Here is a 16,751-nt window from a genome sequence, read left to right on the forward strand (position 1 = left end):
ACTATTAAAGTCTCTTAGAAATATAAAATTGAATTTTGAGGATATTTAAAATGGTATTTAGCAGTATTATGTTTATATTTAGATTTTTACCAATAATGTTTATAATATACTACCTAACTCCAAATAAATTTAAAAATTTATCTCTATTAATATTAAGTTTAATATTTTACTCATGGGGAGAACCAAAGTATTTTATTATAATGCTTTTATCCATAGTTGTAGATTATTCAATAAGTATTTTTATTGAAAAATATAGGGAGAAAAAAATAATAAGTAAGTTACTTTTATTTTGCTCTCTTATATTTAATTTAGGTATGCTCATATTATTTAAATATTTAAATTTCTTTATTGAAAATATAAATTTAGTTCTTGGCACTTCTTTATCATTAATATATTTAACATTACCTCTAGGTATAAGTTTTTATACCTTTCAGACTATGTCATATACCATTGATGTATATAGAGGAAAGATAAAGGCTGAAAGAAATATAATAAACTTTGGAGCTTATGTATGTCTTTTTCCACAGCTTATAGCAGGACCTATAGTAAAATATTCAGAGATAAAAAATGAACTTAAAAATAGGAAAATTAAAGTTAATCAAGTTGAAGAAGGAATTACTGAATTTATAATAGGAATGGGCAAGAAGGTTTTAATAGCTAATAATATAGGTCTCCTATGGAATGAGATTCAAGAACTTGGAATAAATTACGTATCAACTCCTTTATTATGGCTTGGCATAATAGCATTTTCTTTTCAGATTTATTTTGATTTTAGTGGATATTCCTCTATGGCCATAGGACTTGGAAAGATGCTTGGGTTTGATTTCCCAGAAAATTTTAATTTCCCATATATATCAAGAAGTATTACTGAGTTTTGGAGAAGGTGGCATATTACCCTTGGAGCTTGGTTTAAGGAATATGTTTATATTCCTATGGGAGGGAATAGATTAGGGAAAATGAGAACAGTAGTTAATCTTTTTGTTGTATGGTTTTTAACTGGTTTTTGGCATGGCGCAAAATATAATTTTATAATATGGGGATTATATTTTTTCTTTCTTATTGTTATAGAAAAAGTTTTTTTAATGAATTATTTAAATAAATATAAGATTCTTTCTCATATATATGCAATAGTTTTTATAGTTTTTGGGTGGGCACTTTTTTCCTTTGAGGATTTACTTAGTATAAAGTATTTATTTAGAATGAAATTTTCTTTAGATTTTATTTATTATTTAAGAAACTATTTTTTAGTTATTATAATAGCTATTTTAGGATCTACAAAGCTAATAAATAATATTTATGAGAGATTCATAAAGAAAAATAAATCTTTAGAATGCTTAGTAGTAATGATGGTGTTTATATTATCCGTAGCATATTTAGTAGACTCTACTTATAATCCATTTCTTTATTTTAGATTTTAGAAAGGAAATATTTTATGAAAAAGCATCCAATTGTTTATATATTTTTTTCTTTTATAATGATTTTAACTTTTTCTGATATTGTAAAGAAAAATAATAGTTTTTCAGAATTAGAAAATAGGAATCTTGCAAGGAAACCTATATTTTCAATAAGTTCTTTTGTAGAGGGAAAATACAGAGATAAATATGAAGAGTATATAAATGATAATTTTATTTTTAGAAATCAGTGGATAAACTTAAAATCTATAAGTGAGTACACCTTAGGAAAGTTAGAAAATAACAATATAATTTATGGAAAAGAAAATTATATGTTTGAAAAGAATATTTCTTATGATAAGGATAGATTTAAAAATAACATGGATTCCATAAATAAATTTATTGATATATATGAGGGCAAGGTTACTACTATGATAGTTCCAAATTCATATACCATTTATGAGGAATATATTCCATGGGGAATAAAGCTTTTAAATCAAGAGAATCTTATAAATGAAGTTTATAAGGCAAATTCTAAAGATAGAAATATAGATTTAGTAAGTTTATTTAAGAAGAGTAAAGAGGAATATATATATTATAAAACTGATAACCATTGGACAAGTTATGGGGCATATTTAGCATATAAAGCTTATATTGAAAGCTTAGGAGAAAAACCTATTGATTTAAATAGTTTAAAAAAGAATGAGGCTGCAGGATTTTATGGAACCTATTTTTCAAAGGCTAAGCTTTTTAGTGCAGAAAGTGATATTTTAACTTATTATGATATAAATAATATTACTATGAATATACAGGGAGAAATTTTTGAAAGTTTATATGATTATGATAAGTTAAATACTAGGGACAAGTACTCAGTATTTATTAAGGGAAATAATGGACTTACTATTATAGAAAATAAAAATATAAAGTTAGGAAAAAAATTATTGATATTTAAAGATTCCTTTGCTAATTCTATGATTCCATTTTTAAGTCAAAACTTTCAGGAAATTCATGTGGTCGATCTTAGGAGTTTTTCATGGAAAGTAAGTGAATATATGAAAAATACGAATTTTAATGAGATATTAATATTATATAATATGGAAAGTTTTTTGAGAGATATAAGTATTACTAGGATAAAATATTAAATTCAATGTGACATTGTTTGACAATATTCTTGTTTTTTGAGAAAATTAAATTGTTATTTTGGTTTTAGAGAGGTAATAAAATTGAATATAAAAAAATTAGTTATAAGATATGCTTTTCTCTCCTTAATACTAATATTAATTCAAGGTAAAAATGTTTTTGCATTAGGAGAATCAGAAGTAAGATTCAACAATTTAACATTAAAGGACGGACTATCCCAATCTACTGTAAATAAGATAATTCAAGATAATAAGGGATATATGTGGTTTGGGACATCAGATGGATTAAATAAATACAATGGACATGAGTTTGTTGTTTTTAGGGAATTAGGAAATGATAAAAAGAGTATTAATTCAAGTTTCATATCATCTATAATAGAATATGACAATGATAATATTCTTGTTGGAACTAGTAAAGGTATAAGTAAAATAAATGTAATAACAAATGAAGTAAGTAGAATGTTTGAGGATGAAGAGGGAAAAAGCAAGCTATCGAATAATAATATATGGGATATATTAAAGCATAGTAATGGAACGATTTGGATAGCTACTAGAAAAGGGTTAAATATTTATAATCCCAAAACAGGTGATATGTACCAAATTTTTAAAGACACAAAACCTAAGGGGTTAAAAAGCAATGTAGTTACTTCTTTATGTGAGGATAAATATGAAAATGTATGGGTTGGAACAAGCGAAGGTTTAAGTGTAATTAATACAAAGACTAAGGATATTCAACCAATAAATGATATAATAGATAATGAGAATACGGCAATTTCTAATATTTATAGAGATAAAGAGGATGATATATGGGTAGTAACAAATAATCATATTATGTTAGTATCAAGCAATTATAAAGATATTACTTATTTTGATAAAGAATTAGAGTCTTTTAAAATATCTCCAGATAGTGTAAATGCCATTTATGAAGATACATATAATAATTTATGGATATCAACTCAAAATGGATTATTAGAATATAATAAAGAAAATAAAAAAATGCATCTTTTTGAAAGCAGGTATTATGATGATACGAGTTTAGTTAACGATAATGTATTAACTGCATATGAAGATAGAAGTGGATTGCTTTGGTTTGGTACTTATAATGGAATAAGTTTATTAAATCCTAAGCAGCCTTTTAAGCATTATAAAAGAGAGCCTGATAAGGAAAATACTATTAGTGATAATAGTATGAGTGGAATTTATAAAGACTCTGATGGAATGTTATGGCTTGGAACTAACTCGGCAGGATTGAATAAATTAAATACTATGACTGGTGAAGTTACAAATTTTTATAGTAATAGTAGTGATGAAAATACCTTAAGTAGCAATGTAGTTTGGCAAATATGTGAAGCTGATAAAGACAATTTGTGGGTTGCAACTCAAGGTGGAGTTAACAAGATAAATAAAAAAAGTGGAAATGTTGAAAGATTAAAGTATCCAGACAATATGAGAGAAAGAAATAAAATGGATGCTAGAAATGTTTTTGTGGATAAGGATGGATTATTGTGGATAGGAGCAAGAGGTGGATTACAATCCTATGATGATAAAACAGGAACTTTCACTGATTATTCCAATGTTTTTAAGGCTGTAGGTATAGTTGAGAATGCTGTAACAAGTATTTCACAAGATGAAGAGGGATTTTTATGGATTACTATAGGCATTGATGGTGGTGTAGTAAAATTTGATAAGGATAAGGGCGTACTAAAAAGTTATTTAAATAATAGTTTTGATAGCAATAGTCTTATAAATAATGGAGTACGTTGCTTAGAAAAAGATTCAAAGGGAAATGTTTGGATTGGAACTGAAGCAGGATTAAGTAAACTAAATCCTAAAACTGATAAATTTACTAACTATACTATTGTAAATGGATTAGCTAATAATTTTATATATGGAATACTTATAGATGAAGAAGATAATCTTTGGATAAGTACAAATGATGGTCTATCTAGATTTGATCAAAAAACAAATAAGTTTATAAATTATACTGCTATGGATGGACTACAAAGTAATGAGTTTAACGGTAGATCCTATTTTAAAAGCAAAGATGGAGAAATGTTTTTTGGTGGGATAAATGGGATTACTGCATTTTATCCTAAGGACGTTTTAAAATTATCAGATAATAGAAATAAGAGCAAAGTAGTAATAGATGAAATTAAGATTAATAATAAAACTTATCCATACTATGGGGGAACTCTTAGTTTAAAATATAATGAAAATAATATATCTATTGATTTCTTTTTGCCAGATTATTTAAACACAACAAAAACTACTTATGAGTATAAGTTAGAAGGTGTTGATGAAGATTGGACCTTTGCTAATAAAAGAAATAATGCCAATTATGCAACCTTAGATTCAGGAACATATAAGGTTTTAATTAGAGCTAGGGATAATCATGGAGACTTAACTCCAGTGACTGCTTTAGACTTAAAGATTGCGCCACCACCATGGCGTACACCAACAGCTTATTTAATATATTTTTCAAGTGCAGTAATAGTTATTTTCTTAATGTGGAGTTATGTAACTGCCTTAGAGAAAACTGTTAAGAAAAGAGCTGAGCAACTTAAAAAAGAGGCTAAGGAAAAAGAAAAACTTTACATAGAAAAAGAGAAACTTTATAAAGAAGCAGCGGATCTTAAAGATGAGATGATAAAAAGGCAAAAATTTAAAAATGATTATTTTGTAAATCTTTCGCATGAGCTTAGAACTCCATTAAATGTGATATTAGCTACAGTACAGTTAATAAAACTAAAGAATAAGGAAGATTGCTTAGGAAAATATCAAGTAGAAGATTACACTAATACTCTTAGAAATAATGCTCATCATTTGCTTAAGATAATAAATGATATAATAGATTCATCTAAAATAGAGTCAGGTGCATATAAATTGAATATAGAAAAGCAGGATATAGTTTCTTTAGTTGAGGATACGGCTTTAAGTTTAAAAGCTTATATTGAAGAAAATAATTTAGATATTATAATAGATCCTGAAATAGAAGAATTAGATGTGGAATGTGATAAAAATGAGATTGAAAGATGTGTTATAAACCTTTTATCTAATGCTATAAAATATACCCATGGACATGGTACAATTGAAGTTTTCATAAGAGAGTGTGAAAATGAAGCTGTAGAAATTGCTATAAAGGATACTGGAGTTGGAATATCTAAGGAGCAACAAAAGATTATATTTGATAGATTTGTACAAGCTGATAGCATATCTAAAAAACAATATAGAAGTAGTGGTATAGGATTAACATTGGTAAAAAGTATAATAGAACTTCACCATGGTACAATAAGAGTAGAAAGTGAACTTAATAAAGGAAGTACTTTTATAATCACATTACCTATAAGACAAGAGAAAAGCAAATAACTAATTTAAAAAAAGAGAGTATATTAAGAGAACTTTAATAAAACTTACAAACAATATGAAGATTTAATTTTCCTAATAAGTTTGTAAGTTTTATTTATAAGCTATCTTGGTAAGCTCTCTTTTAAATTTTGTATTATTTTGGGGATGGAATTTTCAAGTGGGATTAATCATAAGCTTTAGATAAGGAATATTATTTAGGGAGAAAAGTATGCTTGATTTAAAAAGATGTGCAATAAAAATGGCTTCAAATATAAAAGTAGTAGATAGTAAAAGAGGAAAAGTTACATTAAAGAATGATTTAATATTAAGAGGATTAAGAAATAACAGTGAATATGAAGAGCTTATTAAAGAAGCAATAATGACAATGAAGGAGATAAGTAAGGTTGAATTCTTTTATGAAAAATTAAATTTAATCATTTCTTATGATTACACAGTTACCTCTGAAAAGAAAGTGGTAGGTTGGATAAAATCAATAATAGAAATAATTCTTGATAATTATGAAGAAGTAAAAAGTCTTGTGGAAAAGAATAATAAAGAAGAATTGATAAATTTTATTTTACCTGAACTTAAAAAGGAAATTAATTTAAATAAATATAGGGTAAGATAACTTTGAAAATATGGGAATATATAATGATTTAAATAAGTATTATAATGTGGTAAAATATTTAATACTAGAGAAAGTTTTAGTATGAGGAGGGTAGCCTATAAGAATGGTTTTCTTATAGGTTTTTTTTATTAAAGGAGGAGTTAATGAAATATAAATTAAGTAAATTATTTATTGTTAAATCTATTATTCTTAGATTTTTAATTTTTTCACTTTTATATTTGGTTTTAAGATTGGGATTTTATAAATTAAAAAGTTTTGGTAGCTTTAACCAATTGAATGGAGTTATGGATAATACTTTATGGATTTTACAATTATTAATTACAGTTATATTTATTATATCAGTACTAATATGTCCAATAATTAAGTACTTTACGTGGTCTTATTTTATATTTAATGATTTTATTGAGATTAGATATGGAGTATTATTTAAAAGATATATATGTATAAAGAGGAATAATATAAAATATATAAATGTATGCGAAAATCCAATAGATATGATTTTAAGAATAAAGAGCATAAATATTTATACTGCCGGAGGGAAAGTTAGTATTCCAGCAATTAATAAGGAGCAGATAGAATTTTTCAATTATATAGTTCAGGAGAGAGTTTAGAGGTGAAAAATGAGTTTTTATAAAAAAAATCATTGGTGTAAAATTTTTATAACCTTTTTTAAGCTTATGAAAAATACTTGGCCAGTAATAATATTTTTAGCTTTGAAATTCAATGATTATATTAAGGAAATAACCTCTATTTCTGTAGTGTTAATTTTAACCTTCTCTATAGTGAAATGGTTTAATACAAGTATTTTAATTGAAGAAAATTTTTTAATATACAGAGAAGGGGCTCTACTTAAGGAAGAAATGGTGATTCCCTTAAGGAGCATATCCTTAATAGAGCTTGAAAGAAATATAATCTATAGAATTTTTAAGCTTAGAAAGATAAAGATTGATAGTGTATATCCTTCTTCAAAGAAAAATGCAGAAATAATAATGGTATTAAAAAAGAAAGATTTAGAATCCCTTTATGGAAACTTAAGTTATAGGATGAGGAACTTAATACATGATGAAAGAGAAATAAATCAAACCTTAGTTTATAACATATCAGCTATTCATTTGATTTTACTTTCAATGCTGAGAAACAATATATTATTAGGAATAGGGGTTTTATATTCAAGCATACATTTTATGAGCAAGATATACAAGGGAGTGAATCAAGAATTAATCAGTTTTTTCAAAAATGTTATTGAGGAAAATGTAATATCTAGAAATACAATATTAGCAATATTTTTATCAGCACTTTTTTTATTTAGTATTTTATTATTAATAATATTGATATTTTCTGTCTTAGCAATATTGTCTAAGTATTACAAGTTCACAATATATAGAAATAATAACTATTTAAAAGTTGAGTATGGCTTAATAACAAGAAGAAGCTATTCAATTCCAATGGAAAGCATACATGCAGTAAAAATAGAGCAAAATATTATAAATCAAATATTTAAGTTTTATACTATAAAATGCTGTGTAGTTGGATATGGAAATAGTATTAAGGAAGATGAACTTATATTTCCCTTATGTAATGAAAAGGGATATAGAGATATATTAAAAAACCTTATTCCTGAGTTTATATTTGAAGGGAAAGTGTACAGGCCAGAAAAGAAAGATCTAAGAAGGTTTTTTACAATTCCAATACAAGTTGCGCTATATTCTAGTATAGGATTTTTTTTGTTAACTAATGAGATATGGCTTCTTTTAATAAGCGTGCCTGTAGTTATTATTGAGAGAACTTTGCTATATAAAAACACTAAAATAGGTTTTGGAAAGGACTTATATTATGTTAGCTATAAATCTCTTAATAGAAGACAAATTTTTATAAAAAGATCTAGTATGGAAGAAATAAGAGTAACATCAAATCCACTTCAAATAAGAAAAAAGCTTGGTAATTTTAAGCTGAGATTTTATTCCCAAAAGAAACTTGATTGGATTAAATTAAAAAACTTAAAATTAGAGATTTATGATGAACTAAAGAAATGGGCCTAATAAAAATATAGGATTTTATTTGTTAAGTAAATATATTTAAGGTAGTATATTATTAGAGATATTACATATATGTAGTATCGTGAAAGGATGATTTTATTGAAGAAATTAGTACTAGCAGAAAAACCTAGTGTAGGTAGAGAAATTGCCAAGGTTTTAAAATGCAATAATAATAAAGGAAGTTATATTGAAGGAATGGATTATGTAATAACTTGGGCTTTAGGCCATTTAGTAGAATTACAATCTCCAGAAGATTATGATAACAAGCTTAAAACATGGTCTATGGAAACTCTTCCAATGCTTCCTAAGCATATGAAACTTAAGGTTATTAAAAAAGCCACTAAGCAATTTTATGAAGTTAAAAAGCAAATGGAAAGAAAAGATATAGATGAAATAATAATAGCTACAGATGCTGGAAGAGAAGGGGAACTCGTAGCACGTTGGATAATAGAAAAAGCCCATGTTAAAAAGCCTATAAAGAGACTTTGGATATCCTCTCAAACAGATAAAGCTATCTTAGATGGATTTAAAAATCTTAAACCAGGAGAAAATTACAATAACTTATATAAGGCTGCTCAGTGTAGAGCAGAGGCTGACTGGTTAGTTGGTTTAAATGTTACTAGAGCATTAACTTGTAAATATAATGCTCAGCTTTCAGCAGGAAGGGTTCAATCACCTACCTTAGCAATGATAGTTCAAAGAGAAGAGGATATTAAAAACTTTAAACCAAAAGAGTATAGTACTATTTTAATAGAAACAGATAAATGTAATTTTACATGGATAAATAAGGATAATAATTCAAGAATATTTAAAAATGATTTCAAAGAAAAAGTTGTTGCTAATTTAAATGAGAAGAAAAGTGGAAAAATAATTAATATAAATGAAAGTAATAAAAAGAAATTTTCTCCTCAATTATATGATTTAACTGAGCTTCAAAGAGATTGTAATAAAATTTTTGGATATTCAGCAAAACAGACCCTTAATATAATGCAAAGGTTATATGAAAATCATAAACTTCTTACATATCCAAGAACAGATTCAAGATATATTTCAAAGGACATAGTTTCTACTATTCCAGAGAGATTAAAAGCTGTAGCTACAGGAGAATTTAGAACTATAGCAAATGATTTATTAAAAAATCCTATAAAAGCAAACAAAAGTTTTGTAGATGATAATAAGGTTTCTGATCACCATGCTATAATTCCAACGGAGGAAAAAGGAAATCTAGCTAATTTAAGTTCTGATGAGAGAAGAGTTTATGAGCTTGTAGTTAAGAGATTTCTAAGTGTATTAATGCCTCCATTTGAATATATTCAAACAACTTTAACTGGTGAAGTTAATGGAGAAAAATTAATTGCAAAGGGAAAAGTAGTTAAATCTAAAGGATGGAAGAAGCTTTATGATAGAGAAGTTTATGATGAAGGAGAAGAGGATATAAAAGAACAAGAACTTCCTAAATTAAAAGAGGGAGATGAATTTAAAGTTCTTAAGGTTAATGTTAAAAAGGGTGAAACAAAACCACCAGCAAGATTTAATGAAGGAACTTTATTATCTGCTATGGAAAATCCTCAAAAATTTATATCAATAGATAAATCTTCAGCAAAGACTTTAGGAGAAACTGGAGGATTAGGTACTGTTGCAACTAGAGCTGATATTATAGAAAAATTATTTAATTCCTTTGTAATAGAGAAGAGAGGAAAGGAAATAATTCCAACATCTAAAGGAAAACAACTTATAGATTTAGTACCAAAGGATTTAAAATCACCACTTTTAACAGCTAATTGGGAAGAGATGTTAGAGAGAATAAGTAAAGGAAAAGGTGATTCTAAGAAATTTATAAAAGATATAAGAAACTATACCGTTGCTTTAGTTGAGGATGTTAAGCTTGGAGAAAGTAAATTCCATCATGATAACTTAACAGGAAAAAAATGTCCTCAGTGTGGTAAGTATATGCTTGAGGTAAAAGGCAAAAATGGAACAATGAATGTTTGTCAAGATAGAGAGTGTGGATATAGAGAGAATATATCAAGAATAACTAATGCTAGATGTCCTGAATGTAAGAAAAAGTTGGAGCTTAGGGGACATGGAGAAGGTAAAATATATGTTTGCCCGGGAGCAAATTGTAACTTTAGAGAAAAAGAATCTCAATTTAAAAAGAGATTTGAGAAAAATAACAAAACAAATAAAAGAGAAGTAAATAGAATAATGCAAAAGATGAAGAAGGAAGCAAATGAAGATGTAAATAATCCTTTTGCTGATCTTTTAAGTGGTCTTAAATTTGACTAATTAAATTTTAAGAACTATATCAAATTTACCTAATAAAATTTATAATCTGATGAAAATATATTTATTTAAGAGGCATAAATTTTATTTTAGGGTTTGATATGGTTCTTTATTTTTATAATACAAGAATAGGTTTAAAAATAATTTTAAAGTAAAATTTGTTACAATAAATTATTAGTTTATATTCAAAAAATTAATATAACAAAGCTTTGTTAAATGTATATATATAATGTATCAAAATAAATTAGAGTTTTTATAAGAGGGAGGGATATATTTTATTGGCTTTAAATTTTAATTTTAGGAGGATAAAAATGGGGATAAGAAAAAATTTAAAAAAAATAAGTAAATGCTTAGGAATTATGATAGCAGTAAATTTATTTTCAACTAGTGTTGTAGCAAGTCCTATTGATATTGATAAGAAAAATAAGAATACTAATTTAGAGGATATAGGAGAAAAATATAGTAACTACATTCTAAGTTATTCTGTAAAAGATAAGTTTATAAGTAATTCAAGAAAATATGTTGATATAAGTAAGGATATTGATAAAGTAAAAAACTTAAGTGAAATGACTGTCGTTGTAAAATTTAAAACCAATATAAATAGTGGTGCTAAAACTTTATTTAGTATATCAGATTCAAGAGATACTTCTAGTGAGTTAGCTTTAACATTAACTGATGGAAAATTAAATGCTCATATAAGGGAAAATGATAAATTCTTATGTAATATAAAATCAACAAATCAATATGGTGATAATTCTTGGCACATAGGAATTATGTCCTTAGGGGATTCTGGAGTAAAACTATATGTTGATGGTAATGAGGTAGCATCATCAGAGGAACCTGTTAATGTTAATATGATTACAGAGCTTAATTCTATGAATATAGGAAGAAATTTAGATAATAAAAGCGAAGGCGAATGGTATTTTGATGGAAATATAGATTATTTAGATATATATGATAAATACTTAAGCTTGGAAGAAGTAAAAGAACTAAGTAAACAAGAAGTGAAAATTGGATATGATATTCCTTTTGTAGATTTATCAAAGGATAATGATAGACAAGTCTTAGTTGATAAGGAAGAAAACGTTTATTTAGGGCATCCATCAACAGTTCTAATGGATGATAAAAAAACAATGTATGCTGTTTATCCAAAGGGACATGGTGTAGGACCGGTAGTTCTTAAGAAAAGCGAGGATGCAGGATTAACTTGGAGTGATAGATTAGAAACACCAGTAAGTTGGAATAATAGTGAGGAAACTCCTGTTATATATAAAATTAAGAAACCCGATGGTACAAGTAGAATTGAAATGATATCTGGAGTTCCAAGAAGCGAAAAGAAAGGTTTTAGAACTGCATATTCAGATGATGAAGGAAAAACATGGAGTGAATTCACACATCATTTTCCTACAGGAAAATATGCAGGTATAGTTGCTCATGCTAGTTTAACTCAACTTAAAGATGAAAATGGAGATATGGATAATAAGTGGATGGGAATTTTCCATGACTTTAGTTATAATAACTGGAAAACTTATTTAAGTTTTGACGAAAGTGGAAATGAGGTTTGGACAGAGCCAGTTAGACTTTTAGAAGAATATAACTCTATAGAGAAGGCTGCGCAGTTATGTGAAATTGAAGTATTACGTTCTCCAGATGGAAATCAATTAGCTTTAATAGCTAGATCACAAGCTAAGAAAAATAATTCTATGATTGCATTTTCTAATGATGAAGGTGAAACTTGGACAGAGCCTGTGGAACTTCAAGGAGCTTTAATGGGAGAAAGACATCAGGCAACTTATGATCCTATATCAGGAAGACTACTAATAACTTTTAGAGAAATAATAAGGGATCCAAAGGGAACAGGAGATAAAAATGACTGGGTAGCTGGTGACTGGGTTGCTTGGGTAGGAACCTATGATGATTTAGTTCATAATAGGGAAGGACAATATAGAATAAGACTTATGGAAGACTTTACTCCTACTGAAAAATCTGGAGATTGTGGATATGCAGGAAATGAAGTTTTAGATGATGGTACCTTTGTATTAACTTCTTATGGATATTGGGAAGAAGGATATGATAAGCCATATATAAAAAGTTTAAGATTAACTTTAAATGAAATTGATGAAATAGTTGAGAATAGAGTAGGGCCTAAAGCTATAGATATTAATACTATAACTAAAGAGGGAGTTTATGGCGTTGGTGATTCCATTGAGATTGAAGTTAATTTTGATAAAGAGGTTTATGTAAAAGGTAATCCTAAAATAGCTCTTAATGTGGGAAAAGAATCAGAAGGATTAGCTGACTATACAAGTGGATCTGGAAGTAACAAACTTACTTTTAAATATATAGTTTCAGCAGGTGATAATAGTAAAGATTTAGATAATGCGTCTAATATAAGATTAAATGCAGGTAGTATTAAAGATAAAGATGGAACAGATTGTGATATTACTTTAAGTGAAGGATTACTAGCTAAAACTTCAAATATTATTTTAGATCCTAATAAACTTCAAAGTATATATGAATTTTCTAAGGGATTTTCAAGTGAACAGGGCCAAGGGAATTGGTATTATAAAGAATTTTCTAATGGTGAATATAGAGATATGATTTACAAATCTAATTTAGATGGAGGAGTATGGCAAGGAACTCATGAATGGAGTAGAATTTATAAACCTTCATCAATGCATCCAGGAACAAATCAAAATGCAGTTTTAGCTTTTAAAGCACCTAGAGAGGGAGAGGTATTAATAGGTGGAAATGTCAAAAAGCTTTTGTCAGGTGGAAATGGAGTAAATATTAGAGTTATGCAAAATAAGGATAAGATTTGGCCAGAATCTGAAGAGTGGAAAAAGTTAAATTTTAACGATACTAGCGGTTATAACTTAGATGTAATAACTACTGTAAAAGAAGGAGACTTTATTTATTTTGAGTTGAATGGAATAGAGGGCAATATAGGTCAAGATAATACTTACTGGAATCCAGTTATCACTTATGTTGATCCTAATATAGAAAGTACTTTAAATGGATCTGTTGCAAGTAAGGATAAACATTATTTTAAAGAAGATTATGAAAATATAATAACAGAATCGTCAAGCAAGGAGTTAAATCTTACTTCTTGGAAGGGAGAAAAATTAAATTCTCAGTTAGTTTTGTGGACTGAATTTAGAGAAATGAAAGGAGTAAAGTTAGAAGTTTCTGATTTTATAAAGGAAAATGGATATACTATAGATTCTTCTAATTCTAATATTAATTTTATTGAGTATGTGAGAGCTGATAATAAATTAATACCGGATATATTAGATATAAATGAAGAAGAGCTTATTGAGAGAAGAAGTATTCAACCTTTATGGTTCTCATTAGGTATTCCAGAAGAAGCAGAAAGTGGACTTTACACTGGTACAATAAAAGCTAAGGCGGAATCAGGAGAAGAGGTTGTTTTTGATGTTAATTTAGAAGTGTTAGAGATGTCATTACCTAAACCAGAAGATTGGACATTTCATTTAGATATGTGGCAAAATCCGTATTCTGTGGCTAGATATTTTGATGTGCCATTATGGTCAGAAGAGCATATAAATTATTTAAAACCTCATTTAACTAGATTGAAGGATGCAGGTCAAAAGGTTATAACTACTACAATCGTCAAGGATCCTTGGAATGGTCAAACTTATGATCCATATGGCTCTATGGTTAAATGGACAAAAAAATCAAATGGAACTTTTGAATTTAATTTTGATGATTTTGATAAGTACGTAGAACTTTGTATGGAAATAGGAATAGATGACCAAATAAATTGTTATAGCATGGTTCCTTGGGATAATAGAGTATATTACTATGATGAGACACAAGGAAAGGAAGTTTATGAAAAGTTAAATCCAGGAAGTGATACATGGAATGCTTATTGGGGGCAGTTTATAAAGGCTTTTGTTTCTCATCTTAAATCAAAAGGATGGGAGAACATGACATATATTGCTATGGATGAAAGACCAGCTAATGTCATGAATCCAGTTTTTGAACTTTTAAAGGATACTCCTCTTAAAATATCAGGAGCTATGAACTATGGTAGTGTTAATCAAATATCTGATAAGGTTTCAGATATGTCTGTGGCAGTAAGAGAAGTTCATAATGAAGAAGAGTTTGCTAACTTTGCTAGAGAAAGAAGAGAAAAAGGACAAAATACAACCTTATATTTAGCTACTGGTGATTATCCAAATTTCTTCACATACTCTAATCCAGCAGAAAGCGCTTGGGTTGGATGGTATTCAGCTAAAACTGATATTGATGGATTTTTAAGATGGTCTTTTGACAACTGGGTTGAAAATCCTTTAGAAACAACTGATCATACAAGATTTGAATCAGGAGATTGTTTTATTGTTTATCCTGAAAGAAGTTCAATAAGATTTGAAAGATTTAGAGAAGGAATTCAAGATAATGAAAAATTAAGAAGTATACTAAAAAATTATCCAGAGTGGAAAGTAGAAGTAGATAAGATTTTAGAGAATTTAGATAGAGGACATAAAATAGGTGATGATGTAGACTTTGGATATGAGGTAAATGAAGCTAAAAAGTCATTAGAAAGTATTACTAGAAAGATCATAGATGGAGAGAAGCCATCAAAACCTAATACAAAACTAATCTCTAATGTAAATGAAAGTGTAGAAATTGGAGAAGAATTTGTATATGGATTAACTATTGACAAAGCTGTTGATATGAAAAATTTAAATATATTATTAACTTATGATAAGGATGTTTTAGATTTAATGGGAGAATTAGTTGGAACAAATGGATTTAAGATAGTATCCTCTGAGGAAAAAGAACCAGGAAAAATAAGTGTAAAGCTTGAATTTTCAGAGGAAAACAAAGGATTTAATGGAAGTGGAAAGATTCTAGAGGGAAAATTCATTCCTAAGAAAAAAATCCAGTCAACTAATATTATAGTAGAAAATGTAAATGTTTTAAGTGGAATACATGGAGAAGATATTCTAGATAATATTTCATCAACTTTAAAAGTTCTTCCAAAAAATTTAGCTTTAAATAAACCTTCAACTGCAAGCTCCAATGAACCAAGTAGAGAAGCTAATAAAGGAAATGATGGAGATGAGAGTTCTAGATGGTGTGCATCAAGTGAAAATTCTAATCAATGGTGGCAAGTAGATTTAGGAGATATTTATGATATTGAAGGGATTAGCGTTAAATGGGAAAAAGAAGCTGCCTATGGGTTTTCAATATTAGTATCAGAAGATGGCCAATCATGGAAAGAAGTTTATAACAATTCAGACAATTTAGTTGCGAAACAATTAAGTGAAATTAATTTAGAAGAAAATAATGTAAGATATGTTAAGCTTCAAATTAATACTTTACCATCAAATAATATATGGGCATCATTCTTCGAATTAAAGATATTTGGAGAAAAAACTGCTTTTGAAAGTTTTAAAAAAGAATTAGATATATTAATTAATGAAGGAAAGAATAAAGTTGAAAATTCTGTTGAAGGATTTGAAATAGGTAATTATCATAAAGGAAGCAAGAAAGATTTGCTAGAAAGTTTAAAGAGTATCGAGGATATATATAATAACTCAAGTGATTTAGAAGAAATTCTTAATTCAATAGATTCTTTAAAAAATGCTTTAGAGTTATTTAATAAGAGAATAATAAATGAATATACCGGAGATATAAACGAAGATAAAAAGTTGGATTTAGGAGATTTAGCAATTGTATCTAAATATTTGGGAACAGTTGACAATAGTAATAAATTAAGTATAAAATCAGACATAAATTTAGATGAAGAAGTAAATAATTACGATATTGAGTTTATATCATATAAAATATTAAACTAATTATTTAAAAGTATTAATTAAATTAAAAAAAGTAACTCTATTCATTTAATAACTTATTTACATTAAATAAGTAAAAAAGGATAGAGTTACTTTTTTATAAA

The 16,751-nt window shown here is 27.3% G+C and carries 8 protein-coding genes; all 8 read left to right on the forward strand.

Annotated features, from left to right (window positions below):
• Positions 1-50: 50 nt before the first annotated feature.
• The 8 genes from QP548_RS03425 (at position 51) to QP548_RS03460 (ending at position 16,650) form a co-directional block, all read left to right on the forward strand.
• A complete protein-coding gene (locus QP548_RS03425) occupies positions 51-1,418 on the forward strand; it encodes an MBOAT family O-acyltransferase (protein ID WP_061428574.1) in 1,368 nt (455 codons plus the stop codon).
• A gap of 14 nt (positions 1,419-1,432) precedes the next feature.
• Complete coding sequence (locus QP548_RS03430) at positions 1,433-2,533, forward strand: DHHW family protein (protein WP_075837525.1); 1,101 nt, start codon at positions 1,433-1,435, stop codon at positions 2,531-2,533.
• An 81-nt stretch (positions 2,534-2,614) separates the two neighbouring features.
• Positions 2,615-5,896 carry a ligand-binding sensor domain-containing protein gene (locus QP548_RS03435; protein ID WP_075808098.1) on the forward strand — a complete coding sequence of 1,094 codons (3,282 nt, stop codon included), beginning with the start codon at positions 2,615-2,617 and terminating at the stop codon, positions 5,894-5,896.
• A 208-nt stretch (positions 5,897-6,104) separates the two neighbouring features.
• Positions 6,105-6,503 carry a hypothetical protein gene (locus tag QP548_RS03440; protein WP_061428568.1) on the forward strand — a complete coding sequence of 133 codons (399 nt, stop codon included), beginning with the start codon at positions 6,105-6,107 and terminating at the stop codon, positions 6,501-6,503.
• A 143-nt stretch (positions 6,504-6,646) separates the two neighbouring features.
• The gene (locus tag QP548_RS03445; RefSeq protein ID WP_061428567.1) at positions 6,647-7,114 is read left to right on the forward strand and encodes a PH domain-containing protein; all 468 of its coding nucleotides are present in this window, start codon (positions 6,647-6,649) and stop codon (positions 7,112-7,114) included.
• A gap of 9 nt (positions 7,115-7,123) precedes the next feature.
• Positions 7,124-8,542, forward strand: a complete 1,419-nt coding sequence (locus tag QP548_RS03450; protein WP_061428565.1) for a PH domain-containing protein — start codon at positions 7,124-7,126, stop codon at positions 8,540-8,542.
• A gap of 96 nt (positions 8,543-8,638) precedes the next feature.
• A complete protein-coding gene (locus QP548_RS03455) occupies positions 8,639-10,825 on the forward strand; it encodes a DNA topoisomerase III (RefSeq protein WP_081109954.1) in 2,187 nt (728 codons plus the stop codon).
• Between the two features lie 308 nt (positions 10,826-11,133).
• On the forward strand, positions 11,134-16,650 hold the full coding sequence (locus QP548_RS03460) for a glycoside hydrolase domain-containing protein (protein ID WP_081109953.1): 5,517 nt from the start codon (positions 11,134-11,136) through the stop codon (positions 16,648-16,650).
• The last annotated feature ends 101 nt before the right edge of the window (positions 16,651-16,751 follow it).

The organism is Clostridium sp. UMB9555A (genome assembly GCF_030222355.1).
GTDB classification, from domain to species: Bacteria; Bacillota; Clostridia; order Clostridiales; family Clostridiaceae; genus Sarcina; species Sarcina perfringens.